Raw genomic sequence first — 25098 nt, 5'->3', positions numbered from 1 at the left:
AAACTCTAACTCTTGGTTTCGGGCACGATAGCGGGCACGTCGCCAGACTGCACCGCCTGTAACTTGGCCGCCGCCTCGGGCGGCAACTGATCCTGGACCCACAGGCCCAGCTCTTCGAAATAGCTCAACAAGCTGGAATCAGTCCACCATGGGTCCTGATCCAGCGGTGTCATTTTGGCCAGTATCACGGCAATCGTGACCAGCAGCACACCGCGCGCGCCGCCAAACAGCAGTCCCAGCGCTCTGTCTGTGCCCTGCAGCTGCGTTTGCTTGACCAGCATCGTCATGAAATGGCTGAACAATGCACCGGCAATCAGCACCACCAGGAAAGTCGCCACATACCCCAGCATCAACCGCGCCGAGGGTGTTGAAACCATGGTGAACAGCTGCTCGGCCACATCGGCGCCAAATCGCATGGCAACCCAAAACGCAAGGATCCAAGACAACAGCGAAAACACCTCTTTCACAAAGCCTCGGAACAGGCTGATGATCGCCGACAACGCGATCGCGCCGATGATGATGTAATCGATCCAGATCAAAACGGGCTTGGGCGGCAGCGAAAACGCGGATTTTAACGTGCTGGCAACAATTTCGCTTGCAGGCGGTACTTCTTTTCGATGCGGGTCTTGACCGCCTCGGCCTGCTCCTTGCTGCCGTTCACTTTCAGGCGCACCCGATAGTAGGTTTTGGCCCCGACTTTGACTTGCTCGCGGTAAGACACATAGCCATCTTTACTTAAGCGGCTGCGGAAATCATCGGCTGCGGCGCGGTTGCTGTAACTCGCCAGCTGCAACAACCACGACTGGCTTGCAGTGGCGGCTGGCGCGGCGCTTGGCGTCGCCTGCGGACTGGGCATGGCGCGCGGCGCAGGCTCTGACAGAAAGCGCCTGGGCGTAGGCTCCGGCTCGCTGCGCGGTGCGCTTGTGCTCTGTGGCTCCAGCAACACCACCTCATTGCGTTGATTGGCCACATTCGGCACCGGGGTACCGGCGAAACTCGGCTGGATGGTCATGCGCGGATCCTTCGGACTGCCAAACATCCAAGGAATCAAAACCACAGCAATCAGCGCAAGCACAACCGCTCCCACCAAACGCTGTTTGACCAACTCATCCATGCCGAGGCTTACCCGCTGAAACTGTGTGAAAGGAACCGCAAACCACTATTCTACGGCCCATCGCTCTTGCCGCTTCCAAAGCCCCACCAAAAGATTCAAACGCATGCACTGGCTTTTCGCTGCGAATACGTTGCTGGAGCGCGCCAACGGTCAAGCCACGCGGCTCATTCAGGCCGACCAGACACCAGGCATCCACCGCGCCGTCAAGCATCGCGCTCATCTCTTCTATCGGTTTGTCTGCCAGCGCCGAAAACACCGCAACCGTTGATCCAGCGGCTGGCAAACCACCCAGGAACTCAAGCAAATGGGCGATGGCGTCCGCATTGTGCGCAACATCGTAAATTTCCTCATGCTGGGCGAAAACATGGCGCTCACAACGCCCGGGAACCTGCAACGTCCGCAAAATTGCGCCGGGTGCGGGCGGCAGCATGTCCAGAGCATCGAGCGCCTGACATGCCAACTCCAGATTTTCACGCACTAAAGCCGGCGGGCAGTCTGATGTCTCCAGCCGGTTCTCGGCCAACGACCTGACATCAACACCCGCTGAGCGCGCGCGCTGGCATGCGGCCGCAGGCACGCTGCGCCCAGCGAACAGGTGCTGGCCGCTACGCCCAATGGCCAGCTTTTCGTCTGCGATCTTCTCTAGATCGCTACCCAACCAATCTTGATGATCCAAACCTATGGAGGTCACCACAGCCACATCGGCGTCGATCAGATTGACCGCATCCAGACGCCCGCCCAAGCCGACCTCCAATATCCACAGGTCAAGATTTTCCTGCGCAAAGATCTCAAAGGCCGCCAGGGTGGCGAACTCGAAATAGGTCAGGCTCTGCGCGCCGCGCCGCGCTTCAATGCGCTCGAAGGCTGCGACGATGCGAGCATCCGTGACACTTTGGCCATCGATACGTATGCGTTCGTTGTAGCGCCAGAGGTGCGGCGAGGTGTAGCTGCCAACACGTTTACCAGCGGCAAGAGCAAGCGCCTGTGCCGCTTCAACGCAGGTGCCTTTGCCATTTGTGCCGGCCACCGTGAGCACCTTGGGAACCTGCGCACGCAATTCCATGCTGTCAAATACGTGCCGAATGCGTTCCAGGCCAAGATCGATCCCGCGTGGATGCAGTTGCTGCTGCCAACTCAACCAAGCGTCCAGCGACTGCCCCGTCGGGGCACCTGCACTGTTTTTAATGACCGGGTGCCTTGTGGCTCAGCATGGCGAGAACATTGTGAATGCTGTCGCGCATTTCTCGCCGGTCGCAGATCATGTCAATGGCGCCATGCTCCAGCAGGAACTCCGCAGTCTGAAATCCTTCAGGCAGCTTTTGACGCACCGTTTGCTCGATCACACGCGGGCCGGCAAAACCAATCAACGCACCCGGCTCAGCGATGTTGATATCGCCGAGCATGGCCAAGCTGGCCGACACACCGCCCGTTGTGGGGTCTGTCATCACGGATATGTAAGGCAGTCGCGCCTCAGCCAGGCGGGCCAGCGCAGAGCTGGTTTTGGCCATCTGCATCAAGGAGTACAGCGCTTCCTGCATACGCGCACCACCGCTGGCGCTGATACAGATCAGGGGCAGCGCATGTTCGATCGCCTCATCCACACAGCGCACAAATTTCTCGCCCAGGACGCTGCCCATGGACCCCGCCAAAAAGCGGAATTCAAAAGCCGACGCCACCACACCCAGACCTTTGATCTGTCCGCGATAGGCAATCAGTGCTTCCTTCTCTCCACTGGCTTTCTCAGCCGCTGCGAGACGATCTCGATACTTTTTCAGGTCACGGAATTTGAGCGGATCACTGGCTTCCAGATTGGCTGCAATCTCGATCCGAGGCTCCGCATCAAGCAGTAAATCCAACCTTTTGCGCGCCGGGATCGGGCGGTGCGCATTGCATTTGGGGCACACCTCGAAGGTGCGCTCCAGTTCGGCCCGGTACAAAACCGACCCGCATGAGCCACACTTCGACCAAACACCCTCTGGCACGCTGTGTTTTTTGGCCGCATCGGTGGCGACCTTGGACGGTATGATTTTTTCGATCCAGCTCATGCGCGCGCGGCTCCGTGCGTAGCGTCTGCCAGTGCCACTGCGCGTTCCTGCACAAGCTGGCACATCCGGGCTCTATCTTCCGCATGTTCGGCCACGATCTCAACCAGTGCGCTACCGACGACGACGCCATCTGCAACCTCGGCAATAGCGGCGGCATGTTCCGGGGTCCGAATGCCGAACCCAACGGCGATCGGCAAACCGGTCAATGATTTGATGGCATTAATGCGCGAACTCACGCTGGCGACATCCAGCTGCGCACTGCCGGTGACACCTTTGAGTGATACGTAGTAAAGGTAGCCTTGACCCGCCTCACCCATCTTGCGAATGCGTTCGTCACTGGTGGTCGGTGCGACCAGAAAGATCGGCGCAATGCCCGCGCCATCGAGCTCAGGCACCAGCGTGTCCGCTTCCTCGACCGCCAGATCCACGCTGAGCACACCATCCACACCTGCTTCCTTGGCTGCGGCAACGAACGCCGCCGTGCCCATGGCTTCAACGGGATTGAGATAGCCCATCAGCACCAGCGGGGTTTCTGTATTGGTCATGCGGAAACGTCGCGCAATCTCCAGTGCGCCGCGCAGACTCATACCACCCTCCAAGGCGCGCTCACAGGCCAGCTGAATCGTAGGGCCATCGGCCATCGGATCGGAAAACGGCACGCCCAGCTCGAGTATGTCGGCACCGGCTTCTACCATTCGGTGCAACAACTCCAGGGTGGTCTCGGCATCCGGATCACCGGCGGTCAGATAAGGCACCAGTGCCGCCCGCCCTTCGGCCTTGAGTCGCTCAAAGCATGCGTCGATTCGATTCACAGCTGGATATTCTCCAATTCGGCAATGGTGTTGACGTCCTTGTCGCCACGCCCGGACAGATTAACCAGCAAAATCTGGTCAGAGGACATTGTTGGCGCCATTTTTATCGCCTGAGCCAACGCATGCGAGGATTCCAGAGCCGGGATAATGCCCTCGGTACGGGTCACCCGATGAAATGCCGCCAAGGCTTCCTTGTCGTCGATACCAACGTACTCAGCCCGATGACAATCTTTCAACCAGGCATGCTCCGGTCCAACGCCTGGATAATCCAGCCCCGCCGACACCGAATGGGTGCCGCTGACCTGGCCGTTATCGTCCTGCAATAAATAGGTGCGGTTGCCGTGCAGCACACCGGGACGCCCAGCGCACAGCGAGGCCGCATGGCGTGTGGTGTTGAGTCCATCACCTGCCGCTTCCACACCAACCATGCGCACATCCTTATCGGCAATGAACGGATGGAACAAACCAATCGCATTGGAGCCACCACCGACGCAGGCGATCAGCGCGTCAGGCAGGCGCCCGGTCATCTCCAGGCACTGTGCTCGCGCCTCACGACCAATCACGGTCTGGAATTCGCGGACCATTTCCGGATACGGCGCGGGGCCGGCCACCGTGCCAATGATGTAGAACGTGTCGTCCACGTTGGTGACCCAGTCGCGCAGCGCCTCATTGAGCGCATCCTTGAGCGTGCGCGTACCGCTGGTCACCGGCACAACTTCGGCACCGAGCAGCTTCATGCGATAAACGTTTGGAGCCTGACGCGCAATGTCCTCCGCGCCCATATACACAACACACTCAAGACCAAGACGTGCGGCGACAGTCGCCGATGCCACACCATGCTGGCCTGCACCAGTTTCAGCAATGATCCGCGTCTTGCCCATCTGCGAAGCCAGCAAGGCCTGACCGATGGTGTTGTTCACCTTGTGGGCGCCGGTGTGGTTTAAATCTTCGCGCTTGAAATAGATCTGCGCGCCACCGAGTTCCCGAGACAGGCGCTCGGCCAGATACAAGGGGCTCGGGCGCCCAACATAATGGGCCAGGTCACGATCGAATTGAGCGCGAAAATCCGGGCTTGCCCAGGATGAACGAAAGGCCTGCTCGAGTTCATCCAACGGCCCCATCAGGGTTTCGGCGACAAAGCGTCCGCCATACGGCCCGAAGTGCCCACGTGCGTCCGGCCCAAAAACCGGATCTGCCTTAGCTGTGCTCATTATTTTTCCCGTGTGATGCGATACGCATCGGCGGCATGGACTGCCGCCAAAAAACGTTTGATTTTAACCGCTGATTTAAGGCCCGGGGCCTCTTCAACCCCGCTGCTAACATCGACAGCCCAGGGTTGAACTTGTTCTATGGCCTGCCCAACGTTGCCCGGGTTCAAGCCACCAGCAAGCACCAGCGGTAGATTTGCTGCCGTGGCGTGGCGCCAGTCAAAGGCTTTGCCGCTGCCTCCCATTGCGCCTGGCGCATGGCTATCGAGCAAGAACCCGCACGCCCGGGGATAATTCTGACGCGCATAGGCCAATTCGTTGTCTTGCCCGCCCATGGCAATGGCCTTGATATAGCGACGACCGAACGCTTCGCAAAACGAGGCCGGCTCCTGGCCGTGAAACTGGAGTAACTCTGGCTGAACCTGGTCTAGCACTTCAGCAACCAGGCCTTTCTCCGGATTCAAAAACAATGCCGTAACGCTGACAAACGCCGGGATAAGCCGCACCAAGGATCGCGCCTGTTGCGGCTCCAAATGACGCGGGCTGCGTTCGCAAAAAACCAGCCCGATACTGTCAACACCGGCAGCAATGGCCACCTCAATATCTTCGGCCCGGGTCAGCCCGCAGACCTTAACCCGGGTGCGATCAGGCACTGAATCAGAATGTGCGTTCAAAGCAGAAATGCGTCATTGACGATGTGAGGGAGATCGAATTCATCCGGAAAATCAGCGCGCATAAAATACAGACCATGAGGTGGAGCGGATTGCCCCGCCGCACGTCGATCACGCGCTTGCAGCACGTCGTCCATCCAGCTGACCGGTTTTGCGCCAGCACCAATCTCCAACAAGGTGCCAACGATGTTGCGCACCATATTGTGCAGGAAACCGCTCGCTTCCACATCTATCGCAACCCAGTGATGGTGCTTATGCACAGCAACATGGCGCATCAATTTCACCGGTGTCTTGGCCTGGCAGTCCTTGCCCCGGAATGACGAGAAATCGTTCCAGCCAACCAGCTTGTTTGCAGCCTCGCTCATCGCATCGACGTCGAGTGCGGTGGGCCACTCAAACACCCTGCCGTTCCATAACGCGCTGCGCGCCGGATGGTTGTGGACCAAGTAACGGTAACTGCGACCGACGGCCAGAAAACGAGCATGGAAATGATCTGCCACTGGCTTGGCCCAGGTCAGCTTGACGTCGCCGGGCAGAAAACTGTTGGTGCCGAGCAGCCAGGACCGCAGCTCGCGTTGTGCGTGGGTATCGAAATGAATGACCTGACCGAGGGCATGCACCCCCGTATCCGTGCGCCCGGCGCAGTAGACCTTAATCCGGTGATTGGCGATGCGTGACAACGCGGACTCGACCTCACCCTGAACCGTGCGCAAACCAGCCGCGTACTGACTTTGCCAACCGCAAAACGCGCGGCCATCGTACTCCACACCGGCAGCCATGCGGATTGTCGCCTCACTCATGTCAGCCACTGCAGTACACCCACGCTCACAACCATGAGGACAAAGAAGGCCCAATCTCTTGCCGTTGGCGCAGCGGCCGCATGATCTGGCTGGGCATTCGCTTGATAGCGTTCGGCCTGCTCACAGATTTGCGCGACAGCATTCAACGCAGAGCGCCCTCGCGGCAAACTGCGAACGCGTTCGCTCATCTCGTTGACGGCATCCAGTGTGGCCGCAGTGCGTCTGGCGAAAACCTCAACGGGTAGGCCCACAATTTTCAAAGGGCGCAGAAGACTGGCAATCCCATCCGACAGTTCCCGAGCGGGAAGCTGGTTAAGACACAAGCCCACCGTAACCACCAGTACGATCAATACCGCAACGCGGTACGCACCTTCCTGCCAACCAAGCCACGGATCAGCCAGCGGCGAACCCAAGCCGTAGAGGATGGCAATGGCCAGGAAAAACCACCGCATCCGCCAAATGCGCTGAGCCAGCAGGCCGGTCAAGCCGCGCTCCAGCAGCCCAATCCACAGCGCCAGAATACCCGCCAGTAAAGCAAGACTCAGCGGCGCAAGACCGATGAGCCCCACCGCAACCACCAATAAACTGATCAACCGCACGAGGGCTCGGGACATGCTCATCACAGTGCAGACTCAGGGCCCCGACCTCGCACCCACGGTGGCCACACCACCGTGAGTTCAGACAGGGTGACTACAGTTTGCTTAGCAACTCCTGGGCGTCGGCTTTCTGGTCTTCAGACCCGGCAGCCACAACCTCTTCAAGCAGGCTCCGTGCCATATCACTTTCACCCATATCGACGTAGGCACGCGCCAGATCCAACTTGGTGGCCGACTCATCGCCACCAGCGACATCTTCGGCATCTCCACCCAGATCATCGAGATTGAAATCGGTCTCCTCAGCGCCCAGGTCCATGGACAAATCGGACTCGTCATCAAGCGTCAGATCAGACAAATCAGCACGGTCCGCTGATTCCTCCAGACTCAAGTCGTCCAGATTGAAATCGGTGGCCTGGCCGTCATCATCAGCGCTCAGTTCCAGATCCCCGAGATCCAGGTCGTCATCCGCGCCAGCGAAGTCATCCGACAAACTGAGTTCGTCATCGCCCGCCAAAGACAGCTCAGATGCGTCATTGCTAAGCGTCAGATCACCCGCGCCAAGCTCGTCGGCGAGCTCGCTGGAGGCATCGACATCAGCCAGGCTGAGTTCGTCTGCGTTATCACTCGGTGACGGTTGATCCAATTCAAGCTCAAATGCCGTGTCACTCTCGTCGGCGTCAGAGGCCTGATCATCAAGCTGGAAATCCGTACCGGTGCCAAGCACATCAGCGGCATCGCCAGTCTGGGTGTCGAGTCCCAACTCGGTCTCACTCACGTCACTGAGCGTAAGGTCGGCGAAATCATCCAACGCTTCGCTGCCCGGGCCCGATGTCGCGGTCTCCTCGGGCGTGCTGGCTGGCTCCAGCTCCGCGCCGTCACCAAGCTCCGCCTCCAGATCATCCAGATTCAGCTCGTCGAGATCAGGAAGCTCGTCTGCGCCGGCGTCATCACTTTCAAACTCGCCGAAGTCAGCCTCAAAGTCATCATCCAGATCGGCCGCAGCAGGTGCCTCTGGTGCAGGCGCCTCATCCAGGCTGAATTCCAGAACATTGTCGTCCTCAGCCGCAACCTGCGGCGCGACGTCCTCTGATGCACTCGGTGCGTCGTCCAGGCTGAACTCAAGAGGACTGTTGTCAGCAGCTGGCGCGGCACTTTCGTCCTGGCTATCGAACGCCATATCCAGATCGACAGAGGCATCGCCGGCCTCTTCGAAGTCACCGAACAGCGCGTCACCCGGGCACAGCTGCTGGCCCATGATCGCGATGCGTTGCCAAGTCTCGGCGTCAGGGTTGCGCGCTTTGAGCGTCTCTGCGGCCTGCTTGAACTTATCCGCGTCGCTCGCGGCGAAATGGGTTTCCGCGAGTTTTTCGTGCAGCTCAAGGCGATCAGGCTCAGCTTCAATAGCACGATTCAGCAGCAGTGCAGCCTCGTCGTACAAACCGTAGGCAAGCTGGAAATCCGCTTCAGACAACGGATCTTCATTGAGCTCGAGCGACACGGTCTCCGAGCCCAAATCCAGCGTCTGCGTGCCACTGTCCATCTCCAGCTCGGAGAAATCCATCTCTTCGGGCGCCGATTCGACGGGTGCCTCAGCCGCGGGTTTGACCTCGGTATCACCGAACTCAACCGCCCCACCCTGGGGCTCGTCAAATTGCACGGTGTCTCCGAACGTGTCGTCTGCGGCCTTCGGCTCCGCCCCGCTGACGAAGTCATCCAGGTCAGGAATATCAAAGTCGTGCGTGTCGTCGACCTCCCCCTGGACCGCGGTATCACCGAATTCCTGGGTCAATGTGTCATCGAGGTCGCTGGTCGCGGTGGCCTCGAAAGCCATGGTGTCAGCAAGCTCATCTGATGGGCTTGCCTCAGCAGGCGCCTGAGCAAAATCACTCACCGGCTTGCGCTGAGGTGGTCGCTCGCTCGCAAAATCAGACACCGGTCCTTGGTCCTGCCCCTGATTGCGACGGCGCAAGCCAAACACCACCAGCAAGCCAAGAATCAGAACGCCCAATGCGGCGAGTCCAAGACCAAAGAGATTGGGATACTCCTGACTGCCACTGTCTGTGGAGGCGTCATCCTCCAGTGCGGGCAAAGCGGCATCCACGGCGTCCTCAGCCGCCAACTCCTGTGATGCCTCGTCATCCATCGGCAAACTTGGCAGCTCCGCGTAGTCACCCGCTTCACCCTCGTCATCCGGCAGGGCTTCCAGCTGCTCGTACGCACTATTGTCCTGAGCGCGTTGTGCCTCATCCGCGGCAGGCAACACCGAGGCGCTGTCGCGCTCTGCGGCCTCGTCCTCAACCAGTTCCAGCGGTTCGAGGGTTGGCTCAGGGACTTGCGGTGCAGCCGTTGCTGCCGCCTGACGTTCCGGTTGTACCTGGCGTATGGCTGGCCGCGGTGTGGCCACCGCAGGATTGGCCTGCTCCAGCTCGAGCTGCTGGGTCGCAGCGCCCCGTGCCGCCGGCGCCGCGCTCAGACCATCACGATGACGCTGCGCTTCATCAGCCACCAGTGCATTGGCTTCTGCCGGGCTGACGTCACGCAGGGCCTGCACCGAGGGCACTTTCAAAACAGCGCCACGTTTGACCAAATTCAAATTGCCGTCGAACTGATCCGGGTTGGTGCTGTAAAGCCCCCACATGACCTGATTCATGGTCACGCTCGGGTCCGGGCGGACCGCCGCAGCAATTTGCCACAGCGTCATGCCCGCCTTGACCGGCCCAAATTCACTGGCATAGCTGACGGGTTGATTATCAAACGCAACCGTCGTTGCCACAGGATCAGCCGTCGCAGGTGCCGCAGTGTCGCCTTCAAACACATTGGGCGTTGGTACCGGGACCTTGCGTTCGGCGTCGCCACTGCGGAACGGCTGCGCATCAGCTTGGGGCGCAGACTGGCGTACAACCGGCTGTGTCGGCGCACGGCTCACAGGTTGCGTTGCCCGCTGAGGTGGCGTCTCAACCGGTGCCGCCGCAACCTCTGGCTGTGGGGCCGGCTCAGGCGTCACCGGTGCTTTCGGCTCAGGCGCTACTGCGCTCTGGCCCCGCGGTTGGCCGGTGTTGGGATCAAGCAGGATGGTGTATTCACGCACCAAGGTGCCGCTGAGCCCATCAAATGCGAGCAGCACGCTGAAGAACGGCTCCTTAGCCGTTTCAGTCGAGGTAATCACCAGGTTCGCCTGTTCGGCGTTGGTGCCCTCACGCACTTCAAACTGCAGACTGGTCAGAAACAGGCTCTTCTCGAGCCCCAGTGAACGGTAAGCCTCGTCATCGGCCAGGCCGACTTTAAGTTCAGCAGCCTCACCAACCTGCAGGGCACGCAGTGGCACCAGGGCGCGAAACGGCTCATTCAGGTAGCTCTGCACTGAAATCTGCCCGGCGGTCAAAGCCGAGGCCAGACCGGGAAGCAAGCCCGCAATCAGCAGCACAGCGCTGCGGCCCAACCACGAAGGGCCCGGGCGGTTCCCCAACCGCCCGCCACTCTGTGCTGAATTCATTACGACCTGCTCCTCTGCGCCCGACTGGACGAATCGATTAGTGCGCACACTGCCCCCGCAAACTGCCGTTAATTCAAGGGCTTTTTATACCTTAGAAATGCTCGCGAACCAAGGTTTCAGCGATCTGCACACTGTTTGTGGCAGCGCCTTTACGCACATTGTCAGAGACCACCCAGAGATTGAGGCCGCGCGGGTGGGAAATGTCTTCACGAATTCGTCCCACAAACACGTCGTCTTTACCCGCCGCGTCGGTGACCGCCGTGGGATAGCCGCCATTGGCCCGCTCATCCATCACCACCACACCCGGCGCCTTGGCCAACAATTCACGGGCCTGCTCTGCGCTGATTTTTTCACGTGTCTCGATATGGATGGCCTCGGAATGGCCGTAGAACACCGGCACGCGGACCGCGGTCGGGTTCACCTGAATGTTGGCGTCGCCGAAGATCTTGCGGGTTTCCCACACCATCTTCATCTCTTCCTTGGTGTAGCCGTTGTCCTGGAACACATCGATATGCGGCAGCACATTGAATGCGATCTGCTTCGGATAGACCTCGGCCTTGGCCTCTTTGAAATTCAGCAGTGCGGCGGTTTGCTTGGCCAGCTCTTCCATGGCCTGCGCACCCGAGCCGGATACAGCCTGGTAGGTCGCAACGTTGATCCGCTCGATGCCCACGGCATCGTAGATCGGCTTCAATGCGACCAGCATCTGAATGGTCGAGCAGTTCGGGTTGGCGATGATATTGCGCTTACGGAAGCCATACAGCGCGTCTGCATTGACCTCCGGCACCACCAGCGGAATCTCGTCGTCATAACGGAACTGCGAGGTGTTGTCGATGACCACCACGCCGTGCTCGGCGGCGACCGGCGCCCATTTCTCAGACACCGATCCACCGGCCGAAAACAGGCCAATCTGAACCTGAGACCAGTCAAAGTCGTCCACATTCTGGGCGATGAGTTCACGCCGGCCGAACTCGACCGTGGTGCCAGCCGAACGTTCGCTCGACAGCGCATAGATGTTGTTGATCGGAAACTCGCGCTGAGCGAGCACTTCAAGCATGGTTTTGCCAACAGCGCCGGTGGCGCCCAGTACGGCAACGTCATATTTCTGCATTTCAGAATCCTTTGGGTGTTTTACAACCCGTTCTGCATGAATTTGAGAGGGTCTGCTTCAGGCGATCGCCGCGGCAACCGCATCGCCCATGGCTGCGGTGCCGACCACATCGCCGCCGGCTGCGATATCGCCGGTGCGCAGGCCCTGGGCCAGCACCTTGGCAACAGCCGATTCGACCAATTCCGCCAGATCACCCCGATTGAGGCTGTGGCGCAGCAGCATGGCCAACGACAGGATGGTGGCCAGCGGATTGGCCTTGTCCTGACCGGCAATATCCGGCGCACTGCCGTGCACCGGTTCGTACATGCCGTGGCCACCTTCACCCAGCGATGCCGACGGCAACATGCCAATGGACCCGGTCAGCATTGCCGCCAGATCGGACAGAATGTCGCCGAACAGGTTGCCGGTCACGATCACATCAAACTGCTTGGGGTCACGGACCAGCTGCATCGAGGCATTGTCCACGTACATATGACTGACCTCGACGTCCGGATAATCGGCCGCCATGGCATTGACCGTGTCGCGCCACAGTTGCGACACATCCAGCACATTGGCCTTGTCGACCGAGCACAGCCGACCATTGCGCCGCTGCGCCGCTTCGAAGGCGGTCTTGGCAATACGCCGGATTTCGTCTTCGCCGTAGACCAGCGTATTGAAACCGGTCTTGATGCCATTGCGCTCCTCGATGCCGCGCGGCTTGCCGAAATAGATCCCGCCGGTCAGCTCGCGCACGATCAGAATGTCCAGGCCGGCCACGATGTCCGGCTTGAGCGACGAGGCCGAGGCCAGCTCTTCGAACAGGATCGCCGGGCGCAGATTGGCGTACAGGCCAAGATCGGCACGCATCGCCAGCAGCCCGGACTCCGGGCGCTTGTCGCGCGGCAGATCGTCGTACTGCGGCCCGCCAATGGCTCCGAACAGGATCGCATCACAATCGCGGGCCAGGGCCTGAGTCTGGGCCGGATACGGATCGCCGTAGGCGTCATAGGCGGCACCGCCGACCAGTGCGTCCTGGGTCTCCACCTCCAGGCCGTGGCGTGTGCGCAGCACGTCCAGCACTTTCACCGCCTGGGCCACAACCTCGGGACCAATACCATCGCCGCCCATCAGGGTGATTTTGAATGTCATGAATATGTCCTTGTGATTACTCTGCGAACAGCCACGGTTGCGACTGGCGATGTTTGTTCTCGAAAGCACGGATAACGTCAGCCCGTTCCAGCGTCAGCCCGATGTCATCCAGCCCCTGGACCAGGCGCGCCTTGCGCCCGGCGTCGATATCGAACGCGATGTTCTGCCCTGACGGCGTATTGATGGTCTGAGCCGGAAGATCAATGGTCAGCTGCGCGCCGTCGCGCACCTCTTCAAACAAGGCGTCGATAACTTTCTCTTCAAGAACAATAGGTAAAACGCCATTCTTGAAGCAGTTATTGAAGAAAATATCGGCAAAGCTCGGGGCCATCACGCAGCGAATACCGTAGTTTTCCAGCGCCCACACCGCGTGCTCACGCGATGAACCACAGCCGAAGTTCTTGCGTGCCAGCAGCACGCTGGCGCCGGCATAGCGCGCATCGTTGAGCTCGAACTCGGGGTTCAATCGACGCGATTCAACCGGCGTGTCCAGATCGCCTGCATCCAGGTAACGCCAGTCATCGAACAGGAACGGGCCAAAGCCGCTGCGCCGGATCGATTTCAGATACTGCTTGGGGATGATGGCGTCGGTGTCCACATTGGACCGGTCCATCGGCAGAACCGTGCCGGTGTGTTGAGTAAATGCTTGCATTACAACCCCCGAATATCGGTGAAATGGCCAAACACCGCAGCGGCGGCAGCCATGGCCGGACTGACCAGATGGGTGCGCCCACCCTGCCCTTGTCGGCCTTCAAAATTACGATTGGAGGTGGAGGCGCAACGCTCACCCGGCTCCAGCCGGTCCGCATTCATGGCCAGGCACATCGAGCATCCTGGCTCACGCCATTCAAAGCCTGCATCCAGGAAAATCTGATCCAGCCCCTCCTCTTCAGCCTGCTGTTTGACCAGCCCCGAACCGGGCACAACCATGGCCACAGAAATGTTGCTGGCCACTTTGCGCCCCTGCGCGATGCGCGCAGCGTCACGCAAGTCTTCGATGCGCGAGTTGGTGCACGATCCGATGAACACCTTGTCCACGTTCACCGCACTGATCGGGGTGCCGGCGTCCAGGCCCATGTACTCCAGTGCGCGACGCATGCCCGCCGCCCGCACCTCATCGTCTTGGCCAGCCGGATCAGGGATGCTCTGATCCACCGCAATCACCATCTCCGGTGACGTGCCCCAGGTCACCTGGGGCTGGATGTCTGCACCGTCGATCACGACCTCAGCATCGAACTGAGCGCCTTCATCCGAATGCAACTCGGACCAGCAGGCCACGGCCTGCGCCCACTGCGCCTCGCTCGGCGCATAGGGCCGACCCTTGATGTAGTCGATGGTGGTTTGATCCACCGCCACCATGCCGGCCCGCGCCCCCGCTTCGATGGTCATGTTGCACAGGCTCATGCGCCCTTCCATCGACAGGTTGCGAATCGCCTCGCCAGCGTATTCGATGACATAACCGGTGCCGCCGGCGGTGCCAATACGGCCGATAATGGCCAGCGCAATGTCCTTGGCGGTGATACCCGGCGCCACCGAACCATCCACCGTGACCCGCATGGTCTTGGAAGGCTTCTGCCACAGACACTGCGTGGCCAGCGTGTGCTCCACCTCCGAGGTGCCAATGCCGAAAGCCAGCGCGCCGAAGGCGCCGTGGGTGGAGGTGTGCGAATCGCCGCAGACCACGGTCATCCCAGGCAAGGTCGCGCCCTGCTCCGGACCGATCACGTGGACGATGCCCTGACGCACATCATCCATGTCGAACAAAGTGATGCCGAACTCGCGGGTGTTGCTCTGCAAGGCCTCAATCTGAGCGCGGGAAATCGGATCGCTGATACCAGCGGCGCGATTGGTCGTCGGCACATTGTGATCCGGCACAGCCAGATTGGCGTCAACACGCCAGGGCTGCCGACCGGCCAGGCGCAAGCCTTCAAAAGCCTGCGGCGAGGTCACCTCATGCACCAGATGGCGATCGATGTAGATCAGCCCGGTGCCAGCGTCATCGGTCTCAACCAGATGACTGTCCCAGATTTTTTGATACAGCGTACGTGGCGCCATAACCCGCTCCTTCGTGTTCAGGCGCGCATTTTAAGAGCCCCCTCACCATAACTCCAATGAATCGTTATTATTCATTGAATAACCATATGGAATGCTATGGACACCCTGGCCCTAAAAACTTTCGTCGACATCGCCCACACCGGCTCGTTTTCCGCCAGCGCAGAACGTCTGCATATTTCACAGCCGGCAGTGAGCAAGCGCATCGCGGCGCTGGAGCAGCAGGTCGGGCACAAACTGCTTGACCGGGTTGGCCGCAGGGTCATGCTGACCGAGGCTGGCCACAACCTGCTGCCGCACGCCCAGCAGGTCTTGATGACCCTGGATGATGCCACCCGCAGTCTGTCTCGCCTGCACAACAATGTCAGCGGACGGCTGTCGATCGGCACCAGCCACCACATCGGCTTGCACCGCCTGCCGCCGGTTCTGCGCCAGTTCACCCAGCAGTTCGCCGATGTTGACCTGGACATCCATTTCATGGATTCCGAGCAGGCCTGCGAAGGGGTGCTGGACGGTGCGCTGGAAATGGCTGTGGTCACCCTGCCACCGGATCCTGACCCACGCCTGACCACGCAGTTGCTGTGGCCCGACCCGCTGGATGTGATTGTTGGCCCGGCTCACCCGCTGGCCGGACGTAGCGAAGTGAAGCTGACCACGCTGGCGAGTTATCCGGCGGTGTTGCCGGATGCCCAGACCTACACCCACCGCATCATCCAGGATGCATTGCAGCGGGTGAACACCCAGCTGCACGTGCGCCTGGCCACCAATTACCTGGAAACCATCAAGATGCTGGTCAACATCGGCCTGGGCTGGAGCGTTCTGCCGCGCGCCATGATCGACAAGGACATCGTCGCATTGAGGGTGCCGGGCCTGGCTATGCAGCGTGAGCTGGGCAGTGTGCGTCATCGCGATCGGGCGACCTCCGCCGCCGCCAGCGCCTTCATGCGCACCGCCTCGACCTGCGCCCAGGACCAATAGGGGGTGCGAACAAGAGCGCGTCAGCGCGCCGCTGACACGCGCGCCTGACCGCCAACATCGGGATTGAATAGGAAACGCCAAGCCACAACGGCGCCAGCGGCGGCAACACCACCGGCCATGTAATACATGGCATCAGGTGACTGATTCTCCCAGATCCAGCCAGACAGCCAGGCGCCCAGCGAACCTCCGGCGCCGAATCCGCAGGTCACATACAGGGCCTGACCGCGCCCCTGCAAATGAGCTGGAAACAGCGATCCGATGTAATAGATCCCACAGGCGTGAAAAATCCCAAAGCTGGACATGTGCAACGCCTGCAACAGCAGCAATACCGGCACGTTATCGACAAATGGCGGCAGCAAAGTCCAGCGCAATGCGGTGGAGGCCAGCGCCAGAACCATCATCGCGTGCACGCCGTAGCGCACAATCAGCCGTCCGGTATACACGAACACCCAGATTTCCAGCACCACACCAAAGGCCCACAGCAAGCCGATCTGGCCTGGCGGATAGGCCTGGCGCTCCAGATACAGCGAAAAAAAGCTGTAATACGGCGCAAAGCTGAGCTGAGAGCAGAACACCACAAGCAGCAAGGCCATCACCACCGGCTGACGCAGCACATCCCAGATCGTGGCGCTGGATTGTTCATCGTGTGCCGCGAGCATCTGGCTGTCGGGAATCAGGCTGGCCGAGATCACCATCCAGGCCAGAAACGCGAGCATGATCCAGGGCAGATAGTTGATGCTGACCACATCGAACAAGTAGCCCAGACCAACAACCGCGACCACAAACCCGACACTGCCCCACAGGCGCACTCGGCTGTAGTCCCCGCCGGTGACCCGCAAATGCCCCAGCGTGACCGCCTCGAACTGCGGCATGGTGGCGTTCCAGAACACTGAAAACACCACCACTGCGAGCAATATCGCCGTGTAACTCTGGGCAAACGGCAGGATGACAAAGCCCAGCAAAGCCATCAGGCTGGCCAGACGAATCAACCACATGCGCCGTCCGGAGCGATCGGCCACCCAGCCCCAGGCCAGTGGCAGGGCCACACGGGTGGCGCCATGCACACTGAAAATCAGTCCGATCTGGGTCGGACTGAGATCACGCGCGGCCAGCCATAAACCAAAATACGGCAGCAGCGCGCCCAGAACCGCATAGAAGCCGGCGTAGTAGGCCGACAGCCGCGCATGCAGCGTGGCTGCAGCGAGCATCACCTCAAAGCTGGCCTGGAATCGGGCCAGGCGTGGGCGAAACGTCCGCGTTTTGTGCGCGGTTGCGCAGGCAATGATCAATCAGCACCAGCGCGAGCATGGCTTCCGCAATGGGGGTTGCCCGAATGCCAACACAAGGGTCATGCCGCCCCGTGGTTCTGACCTGGGCACTTTCGCCCTGTGCGTTGATGGTCTGCCCCGGCACGATGATGCTTGAGGTGGGCTTCAAGGCCATGCGCGCGGTCACGCTCTGCCCCGTGCTGATGCCCCCGGCGACACCGCCGGAATGGTTGCTGAGGAAACCCTGCGGGCTCATTTCATCGCGGTGCTGCGAACCGAGTTGATTGACCACATCAAAGCCATCACCAATCGCCACTGCCTTGACCGCATTGATGCTCATCAGGGCATGGGCCAGGTCAGCATCCAGGCGATCAAACACGGGCTCACCCCAGCCGGCCGGCACACCCACCGCCTCGACATAGATTTCCGCGCCAATCGAGTCGCCCAGCTTGCGAATCTTGTTGATGTAGTTTTCCAGTTCCGGCACCTGCTCCGGCTGCGGGCAGAAAAACGGATTCTGGTTCACTGCAGACCAGTCACGCGCCTCGAAACTGTAAGGGCCGATACGCGACAGGCAACCGCGAACCTCGATACCAAAGCGTTCGCTGAGGAACTTGCGCGCCAGCGCACCGGCAGCCACCCGCACCGCCGTCTCACGTGCCGAGGAGCGCCCACCACCACGGTGATCGCGGCGGCCATACTTCTGCATGTAGGCGTAGTCGGCATGATTGGGCCGAAAAACGTCCTCGATCTTGGCGTAATCGCGCGAGCGCTGATCGGTGTTTTCGATCACCAAGGCAATCGGTGTGCCGGTGGTGACGCCGTCATGTACGCCCGACAGAATGCGGACTTCATCCGGCTCTTTGCGCTGGGTGACATATTTGGACTGCCCCGGCTTGCGTCGATCCAGATCGCGCTGGATGTCAGCCTCGCTGATGGCCAGCCCAGGCGGGCAGCCATCGACCACGCAGCCGATGGCCGGTCCGTGTGATTCACCAAAGCTGGTGACACAGAAGGATTTTCCAAACGTATTTCCAGACATCGCGTCAGACTCCCGCGGCGAGCAATTGCTCGCGCGTGACGACGAAAACCCCGTCGCCACCGTGTTCAAATTCAGGCCAGCTCAGCTCCAGTTGTGGCCGTGCATCGAGCAAGGCTGACGCCGTGGCCCCAACCTCACAGATCAGCACACCACCGGGCTTCAGATAAGTCGGTGCTTCGTTGAGCATGCGCAGCACCAATGCCAGCCCCTGCTCCGGTGCTTCCAACGCACCACGTGGCTCGTGCGCAAACTCCGGCGGCAACGCCGCATATTCACCAGCACTGACATAAGGCGGATTGCTTACGATCAGATCGTATTGGCGCCCTGCGCACGGCGCAAACAGATCGCCGCTGAGCAACTCGACCTGGTCTTGCAGATGATGCAGCGCCACGTTTTCCGCCGCCTGGGCCAATGCATCCTGCGAAAGATCGCTGGCATCCACCGGCGTGTGCGGGAAAACATGGGCGCAACCGATGGCGATACTGCCGCCTCCAGTGCACAGATCCAGAATCCGCTCGGGTGTCTGCCCCAGCCACGGCGCAAAACCCTCGGCGATCAGCTCGGCAATGGGAGAGCGCGGCACCAAGGCACGTGCGTCCGCAATAAAGCGCATGCCTGCAAACCAGGCCTGGCCGGTGATATAGGGCAGCGGCAGACGCTCATCGCGGCGCTGGGCAATCCAGCGCAGCACACGCACGCGCTCTTCAGGCGTCAGCACGGCATCAAAATAGGCGGCTGGCAGGTCGTGCGGCAATTTGAGGCATTGCAACACCAGTGAGGCCGCTTCATCGAGCGCGTTGTCTGTTCCGTGGCCGTAGCACAATCCCTGCTCTTCAAACTGACTGGCGGCCCAGCGAATCAGATCACGCGGGGTGATCAACAATTGCGACAATTCGTGCAGTTCGGCCATGCGGGTCAGTTGGTGAACAAGTTCATTCGGGGCGCGTATGTGATAATAATCCGGTCCTTTTGTCCACCTGAATGCCCGAATTCATGCGCAGACCGCACCTTAACGCGTTACTTGTCACCGGCCTGATCGCCGCCCTGCTCGCCGGCATCGGCATGAGCCACCTGATGCAGCAGGACAGTGACCCGGCGCTCAGCGGCTTGATTTTAGATCCCGCCCGCAGCCTGCCCGATTTTGAGCTGACCACCCAGCACGGCACGCCGTATAACAAAGACACAGCGATGGGCCGTCATCAACTGTTATTTTTCGGCTTTACACATTGCCCCGACATCTGCCCCAGCACGCTGGCTCTGATGCGTCAGCTGCGCAAGGACCTGCCGGCCGAGCTGCGCAGCAAACTCGATTTTGTTTTCGTCAGCATTGACCCTGAACGCGATACACCCGAGGTCATGACACCGTATCTGGCGCACTTCGACCCGGCCTTTATCGGCGTAACCGGCAGTACCAGCGCCGTCACCGATTTTGCCGACGCCGTGGGCATTGCCTTTATCAAGGTGGATCAGGGCGACAGCTACACCATGGATCACGCCACGGCACTGGTCCTGCTGGACCCGCAATCGCGTATCAAGGCGTATTTTTCAGCACCCCACAAACTGGGTGAACTGCAAAACACACTGAATGTGCTGATCAACTCATGAGCCTGTCTGGACTCATCGAACACGCCAGCCAGGCCATATTGCCCACGCGCCCGCTGTCCAGTCTGGTTCACCGTCTGACCCAGATCGAAACCCCGGCGATCAAGAACGCCAGTATCGATTTCCTGCTTAAGCATTTCGACATTGACATGTCCGAGGCGCGCCAGGAAGACCCGCATGCCTACCGCAGCTTCAATGCGTTCTTCACTCGTGAGTTGAAAGCGGACGCGCGCCCACTGGCGCCCGAACCTGCCCTACTGTGCCCGGTCGACGGGCGCATCAGTCAGCTCGGCGCGATCGAAAACAGCACGATCTTCCAGGCCAAGGGACGCTCCTACACCAGTGCGGCACTGCTGGCCGACGCGGCGGCCGCTAAAACCTATGACAACGGCCAGTTCGCAACCATTTACCTGGCACCGAACAATTATCACCGCATCCACATGCCGCTGGATGCGCGCCTGACACACGCGCGCTTCGTGCCCGGCCGCCTGTTCAGCGTGCGCCCGTCAACAGCCCAGGCCATCGACGCCCTGTTTGCACGCAATGAGCGTTTGGTGCTGCATTTCGACTCCGCGCTGGGGCCATTTGTCCTAGTCATGGTCGGAGCGCTGTTCGTGGGCAGTATGGAAACGGTGATGGAGGGCAAAATCTCCCCACCGCACAGCCGCAACATCCGCGACTTTGATTACCGCGAACGCACACCTCGGCTGCAACGCGGCGAAGAACTGGGGCGTTTCAATATGGGCTCGACGGTGATCCTGCTGTTCCCGCAAAACAGTATGGCGTGGGCCGATGACCTGGCACCGGGCACGGTGGTGCGCATGGGACAGGCGCTGGGTGCACCACGCAGCTGATCACAAAAGCCGGGCAAAAAAAACGGGACGCCCCAATCGGCACCCCGTCAAGCTCATAACCGGTTGGATCAATAGCGGAGGGCAAAACTCACCATCTAAAAGACAGCGATGGCATCGGTTATGAGACGTCAGCGAGCGAGCGCTGACGATGCAACGCAAGATACACAACCGTTTATTACCGGTCGATCGTAAAAATTAAGTATCGCTCGCCCGCCCGCCTAACGCGCGGGGTAAATGCCTTTGCTGGCCGGAATCCACCAGGTCAGGCCGAACAAGGTGGTCATCACGATCAGACGCCCCAGGGCCGGATTACGCGACGCCAACATCTTCATGGCCAGTGGAATCTCGAGCACATGAGCGGCGAGAATAACCAGCGTCACCATCGGCACCCACTCGTTCCAGGCCCCACCCATGAACAGCACGTACGCGAAGACCGCGACGTACCACAGCCCCAGAAATACGTTCAGTGTGAGCCAGAAATTCTTGTTGTTCGCCATGTGGCGTGTCTCCCTGTGATTGATTAACGAACTGTCCAAACTTTGCAGCAGATGTCATCCGCCTCAAACCCCGATCCTAACCCAGTTCCGGTAACCTGGAGCTACCCCGAGGCGCTGCCCGTCAGTCAGGCACGCAAGGAGATCCTCGCGGCGCTTAAGGCCCATCAGGTGATCATCGTGTGCGGCGCCACCGGGTCGGGCAAATCCACCCAGTTGCCCAAGTTCTGCCTGGAAGTCGGCCGCGGCTGTGCTGGCCAGATTGCGCACACCCAGCCACGCCGTCTGGCCGCCAGGGCCCTGGCTGAACGCGTGGCCGAGGAAATCGGCGAAGAGGTCGGCCAGACCGTGGGCTGGCAGGTGCGTTTCAAGAATGTCACCAGCGCGCAAACCCGGGTCAAGCTGCTCACCGACGGGGTGCTGCTCAACGAACTGCGCCATGACCGGCGCTTGAGCCGCTATGACACCATCATCATCGACGAAGCGCATGAACGCAGCCTGAACATCGATTTTTTGCTCGGCTATCTGAGACAGCTCGCAGCGCAGCGCCCCGATCTCAAGATCATCATCACCTCGGCCACGCTGGATGCGGAGAAGTTTTCCCGCCATTTCGACAACGCGCCGGTGATCGAGGTGCCGGGCAAAAGCCATCCGATCGAGCTGCGCTATGCGCCACCGGATGACGAAGACCTGACCGAAGCCATCGCCCAGCAAGTGTCCAGCCTGTGGCGCGGCGACGGCGGGGATATTTTGGTGTTTCTGCCGGGCGAGCGCGAAATCCGCGACACCGCGACCCATCTGGAGCGACATCCCCGTCTTGCCAAATGGCCGGACAAGCAGATCCTGCCGCTGTTCGCGCGTCAGGGCAGCGCCGGCCAGCAGAAGATATTCCACCCCGGCAAACAGCGCCGCGTGGTGCTGGCCACCAATGTGGCGGAGACCTCATTGACAGTGCCCGGCATCCGTCATGTCATCGATACCGGTCTGGCCCGCATCTCGCGCTATAACCCACGCAGCAAAATCCAGAATCTGCAGATCGAAGCGATCGCCCAAGCCAACGCCGATCAGCGCAAAGGACGCTGCGGACGCACCGCCCCCGGGGTTTGCGTGCGCCTGTACGATGCCGACGAGTTCGAAGCCAGGCCTCGCTATACCGAGGCAGAAATTCTGCGCACCAACCTGGCCTCGGTGCTGTTGCAAATGGCCGATCTGGGTCTGGGTGACCCAGCCGACTTTCCGTTCATTGATCCACCGCACCAGCGCTACCTGAATGATGCCCGCCGACTGCTCGATCAACTTCAGGCACTGCGCAGTGATGGCCGACTGACCCGCAGCGGGCGACGTATCGCACGGCTGCCGGTCGATCCGCGTCTGGGGCGCATTCTGCTCGAGGCCGAACGCAACCACTGCGTGGCCGACGTGCTGCCCATCGTCGCCGCCCTTTCGATGCAGGATCCGCGCGAACGTGACCCCGAAAAACGGGAACGTTCAGATCAGGCGCAACGCGAATTTGTCGACAAATCATCCGATTTTCTGACCTTGCTCAACCTGTGGCATTGCGCCGAGCAGGCGCGCAAGGACATGAGCAACGCCGAATTCAAGCGCTGGTGCAAAAGCCACTACCTGCACACCCGGCGGATGCAGGAATGGCGAGATCTGGTGCGCCAGATCGGCAATGACCTCAGCCGCAGCAACACCGGCAAGGACAATCCCCAGGCAGCCACACAGCAAAGCGCTGACCCATCACGTATTCATCAATCACTGCTGTGCGGCCTGTTAGATCACATTGGCCAGCATGATGAAAACGGTGATTTTCGCGGGCCGCGTGGTGCGCGTTGGCGCATTCACCCGGAATCCGTACTGGGCAAACGACGTCCCAACTGGATGGCTGCCGCCGAGATTGTCAGCACCCGGCGGGTGTACGCCCGAACCGTGGCACAGGTGCAACCCGAGTGGATCGAAAAAGCCGCCGCTCACCTGATTCAGAAACAGGCTCTGGAGCCGCAATGGGACAAACAGCGCGGTGAAGTGATGGCGCGTGAGCAGGTCAGCCTGTTCGGCCTGATACTCACCGCCGACCGTCGGGTGGCCTACGCCAGCCATGACCGCGCGCATGCGCGCCAGCTGTTTATTCTTCACGCCCTGATCGAGGGCCAGTGGGGCCGGCGCGATGCGCCCGCTTTCCTCAAGGCCAATCAGAGCCTGGCCAAACGCCTGCAATCCGAAGAAAACAAGTTGCGCCGGCGGGGCATTGTGCGTGCCGACGATGAGATCATGGCCTGGTACGACGCGCGTCTACCCAGCGAGGTAGTCAACCGCCAGGATCTGATCAGACAGCTTGATGATGCTCTGGATCAGCGCTTGCGCATGAGCGAGGCCGATCTACGCAATGCACAGCAAGACGATCTCAGCGAGGCCTTTCCCAGCCGCTTGTCGATGCACGGACACCATCTCAAGATCCAGTACGTGTTCGCCCCCGGCAATGAAGATGATGGCGTCAATCTGGATGTGCCGGTGGCCCAGCTCAACCAGCTCGACCCACAACGCCTTGACTGGTTGGTACCCGGTTTGTTGGGCGACAAGATCGAGCAGTTGATCAAAGGCCTGCCCAAAGCGCAGCGCAGAAAGTTTGTTCCCGCATCGCAAACTGTCGAGCAATGCCTGGCGAGCCTGACTTTTGCACAAGGTGACTTCTACACCGCACTGGCACGCCAGCTGCAGCGCCATTGCGGCGAGCCCAGTCCGACCGAGCATGACCTGCGCGCAATCGCCCTGCCCGATCGTCTGCACATGCGGATCCGACTGCGCAACAACAACGGTGGCCAGCTGGCCGCAGGACGAGACCTGCAAGCCTTGCGCGAGACCTTGGGCAGCCAGGCCAAAACTGCTTTCAAGGCCCATCACGATGACCGCTGGAGCGCTCAGGGTTTAACCCGCTGGACTGAACCCTTGCCCGAAACCTTGCCGAACAGCATCGATATTGACGGCGGCCTGCGTGCCTTTCCGCGTTTGCGTGATGACACCGACAGCGTGGCTTTGCAGCTGTTCGACGATGCCGAAGAGGCGCGCTGCCAGCATCGCGAAGGCCTGCTCCGACTGATGCTGCTGAGCCAGCACAAAAGCCTGCAACAGCGCGTCAAAAGCTTGCCCCAGCGGCAGACCATCGTCTTACGCCTGTCAGCCCTGCCGCAGGCCGAAGCCGCCGAACAGCACCTTATTGATCTGCTCGCACCAACGCACCGGCATGGCGATGTGCTGGTCTCGCTGGCCGCCCGCGTGGTCCGTGACACCCAGCTCGACGAGCAGATCCTGTCACGTGCCCAGTTCGAGCAAGCCATCAGCCAGACCCAGGCACTGGCCGAGCAGTTGCAGCGTCAATGGCAGGCCATGACCCGCGTGGCTGAGAACTGGGCCCAATGGGTGAGCTGCGAAAAACCAGCCAAGGGCGATGCGGCCGCTCAGGACATCGACGAGCAACTGATCTGGTTGCTCAGCCCCGGCTGGCTGGAACGCACCCCGGATATTGCTGACCTGTCCCGTTATCTGCAGGCCCTGTGCCTGCGCGCCGAACGCTGGCGCCATCAGCCCGCCGACGATCGCTCACGCCAGATGCTGATCACGCCGCACTGGCAACGTGCCAAAGAGGCCTTCAGCCGCTGTGCGCAACGCCGGCAGCGTGCTCCCGATGCCCTTGTGAGCTATCGCTGGATGATCGAGGAGTACCGCGTATCGGTCTTCGCTCAGACCCTGAAAACCCGTCAGAAAGTTTCCGAGAAACGCCTGGAACAAGCCTGGCGCGAACTCAAGCCACTTATCGAGCGCCTGTGAGG

The 25098-nt window shown here is 60.4% G+C and carries 22 protein-coding genes; 4 read left to right on the top strand and 18 right to left on the bottom strand.

What is annotated here, in order from left to right:
- Positions 1–5: 5 nt before the first annotated feature.
- The 14 genes from ATO7_RS12185 to leuC form a co-directional block, all read right to left on the bottom strand.
- Positions 6–539, bottom strand: coding sequence for a CvpA family protein (locus ATO7_RS12185; protein ID WP_083562058.1), 534 nt, complete (start codon positions 537–539; stop codon positions 6–8).
- Between the two features lie 32 nt (positions 540–571).
- A complete protein-coding gene (locus ATO7_RS12180) occupies positions 572–1114 on the bottom strand; it encodes an SPOR domain-containing protein (protein WP_083562057.1) in 543 nt (180 codons plus the stop codon).
- On the bottom strand, positions 1107–2252 hold the full coding sequence (locus ATO7_RS12175) for a bifunctional folylpolyglutamate synthase/dihydrofolate synthase (protein ID WP_083562056.1): 1146 nt from the start codon (positions 2250–2252) through the stop codon (positions 1107–1109). Before ATO7_RS12175 ends, ATO7_RS12180 begins: the two co-directional genes overlap by 8 nt.
- 43 nt (positions 2253–2295) lie before the next feature.
- Positions 2296–3159, bottom strand: coding sequence for an acetyl-CoA carboxylase, carboxyltransferase subunit beta (gene accD / locus ATO7_RS12170; protein WP_083562055.1), 864 nt, complete (start codon positions 3157–3159; stop codon positions 2296–2298).
- Positions 3156–3971: a tryptophan synthase subunit alpha gene (gene trpA, locus ATO7_RS12165; protein ID WP_083562054.1), complete on the bottom strand. Its 816-nt coding sequence runs from the start codon at positions 3969–3971 to the stop codon at positions 3156–3158. The genes accD and trpA overlap by 4 nt, the downstream gene beginning before the upstream one ends.
- The gene (trpB, locus tag ATO7_RS12160) at positions 3968–5182 is read right to left on the bottom strand and encodes a tryptophan synthase subunit beta (RefSeq protein WP_083562053.1); all 1215 of its coding nucleotides are present in this window, start codon (positions 5180–5182) and stop codon (positions 3968–3970) included. The genes trpA and trpB overlap by 4 nt, the downstream gene beginning before the upstream one ends.
- Positions 5182–5832: a phosphoribosylanthranilate isomerase gene (locus ATO7_RS12155; protein WP_083562052.1), complete on the bottom strand. Its 651-nt coding sequence runs from the start codon at positions 5830–5832 to the stop codon at positions 5182–5184. Before ATO7_RS12155 ends, trpB begins: the two co-directional genes overlap by 1 nt.
- A gap of 17 nt (positions 5833–5849) precedes the next feature.
- Positions 5850–6650 (bottom strand): tRNA pseudouridine(38-40) synthase TruA, encoded by an 801-nt coding sequence (truA, locus tag ATO7_RS12150; protein WP_083562051.1) that lies wholly within the window; start codon positions 6648–6650, stop codon positions 5850–5852.
- On the bottom strand, positions 6647–7264 hold the full coding sequence (locus tag ATO7_RS12145) for a hypothetical protein (protein ID WP_146680326.1): 618 nt from the start codon (positions 7262–7264) through the stop codon (positions 6647–6649). The genes truA and ATO7_RS12145 overlap by 4 nt, the downstream gene beginning before the upstream one ends.
- A gap of 76 nt (positions 7265–7340) precedes the next feature.
- Positions 7341–10739, bottom strand: a complete 3399-nt coding sequence (locus ATO7_RS12140; protein ID WP_083562049.1) for a FimV/HubP family polar landmark protein — start codon at positions 10737–10739, stop codon at positions 7341–7343.
- A gap of 91 nt (positions 10740–10830) precedes the next feature.
- Positions 10831–11850 (bottom strand): aspartate-semialdehyde dehydrogenase, encoded by a 1020-nt coding sequence (locus tag ATO7_RS12135; RefSeq protein ID WP_083562048.1) that lies wholly within the window; start codon positions 11848–11850, stop codon positions 10831–10833.
- Between the two features lie 57 nt (positions 11851–11907).
- Positions 11908–12957: a 3-isopropylmalate dehydrogenase gene (gene leuB / locus ATO7_RS12130; protein ID WP_083562862.1), complete on the bottom strand. Its 1050-nt coding sequence runs from the start codon at positions 12955–12957 to the stop codon at positions 11908–11910.
- Between the two features lie 37 nt (positions 12958–12994).
- A complete protein-coding gene (leuD, locus tag ATO7_RS12125; RefSeq protein WP_083562047.1) occupies positions 12995–13630 on the bottom strand; it encodes a 3-isopropylmalate dehydratase small subunit in 636 nt (211 codons plus the stop codon).
- Complete coding sequence (gene leuC / locus ATO7_RS12120; protein ID WP_083562046.1) at positions 13630–15033, bottom strand: 3-isopropylmalate dehydratase large subunit; 1404 nt, start codon at positions 15031–15033, stop codon at positions 13630–13632. Before leuC ends, leuD begins: the two co-directional genes overlap by 1 nt.
- Positions 15034–15129: 96 nt before the next feature.
- Between leuC and ATO7_RS12115 the strand changes: the two genes are divergently transcribed.
- Positions 15130–16008, top strand: a complete 879-nt coding sequence (locus ATO7_RS12115; RefSeq protein ID WP_083562045.1) for a LysR family transcriptional regulator — start codon at positions 15130–15132, stop codon at positions 16006–16008.
- Positions 16009–16028: 20 nt separating this feature from the next.
- Here the strand turns inward: ATO7_RS12115 and ATO7_RS12110 are convergent, their stop codons facing one another.
- The 3 genes from ATO7_RS12110 to prmB are packed head-to-tail and all read right to left on the bottom strand — an operon-like array spanning position 16029 to position 19228.
- The gene (locus tag ATO7_RS12110; protein ID WP_083562044.1) at positions 16029–17216 is read right to left on the bottom strand and encodes an MFS transporter; all 1188 of its coding nucleotides are present in this window, start codon (positions 17214–17216) and stop codon (positions 16029–16031) included.
- Positions 17217–17220: 4 nt separating this feature from the next.
- Entirely contained in the window at positions 17221–18318 is a 1098-nt protein-coding gene (gene aroC, locus ATO7_RS12105; RefSeq protein WP_083562043.1) for a chorismate synthase, read from the bottom strand.
- A gap of 4 nt (positions 18319–18322) precedes the next feature.
- A complete protein-coding gene (gene prmB / locus ATO7_RS12100; protein ID WP_083562042.1) occupies positions 18323–19228 on the bottom strand; it encodes a 50S ribosomal protein L3 N(5)-glutamine methyltransferase in 906 nt (301 codons plus the stop codon).
- A gap of 83 nt (positions 19229–19311) precedes the next feature.
- On the opposite strand from prmB, the gene ATO7_RS12095 reads away from it, so the two are divergent.
- Both ATO7_RS12095 and asd read left to right on the top strand, forming a co-directional pair.
- A complete protein-coding gene (locus ATO7_RS12095) occupies positions 19312–19923 on the top strand; it encodes an SCO family protein (protein ID WP_158523194.1) in 612 nt (203 codons plus the stop codon).
- A complete protein-coding gene (gene asd, locus ATO7_RS12090) occupies positions 19920–20774 on the top strand; it encodes an archaetidylserine decarboxylase (RefSeq protein WP_083562040.1) in 855 nt (284 codons plus the stop codon). The genes ATO7_RS12095 and asd overlap by 4 nt, the downstream gene beginning before the upstream one ends.
- 218 nt (positions 20775–20992) lie before the next feature.
- Here the strand turns inward: asd and ATO7_RS12085 are convergent, their stop codons facing one another.
- Positions 20993–21271: a hypothetical protein gene (locus ATO7_RS12085; protein WP_083562039.1), complete on the bottom strand. Its 279-nt coding sequence runs from the start codon at positions 21269–21271 to the stop codon at positions 20993–20995.
- A 51-nt stretch (positions 21272–21322) separates the two neighbouring features.
- Between ATO7_RS12085 and hrpA the strand changes: the two genes are divergently transcribed.
- On the top strand, positions 21323–25096 hold the full coding sequence (gene hrpA / locus ATO7_RS12080) for an ATP-dependent RNA helicase HrpA (protein WP_083562038.1): 3774 nt from the start codon (positions 21323–21325) through the stop codon (positions 25094–25096).
- The last annotated feature ends 2 nt before the right edge of the window (positions 25097–25098 follow it).

The sequence above is a fragment of the Oceanococcus atlanticus genome (assembly GCF_002088235.1).
Lineage (GTDB): Bacteria > Pseudomonadota > Gammaproteobacteria > Nevskiales > Oceanococcaceae > Oceanococcus > Oceanococcus atlanticus.
Note: the sequence above shows the minus strand (reverse complement) of the source record. Positions and strands in the feature narration are given on the sequence as shown.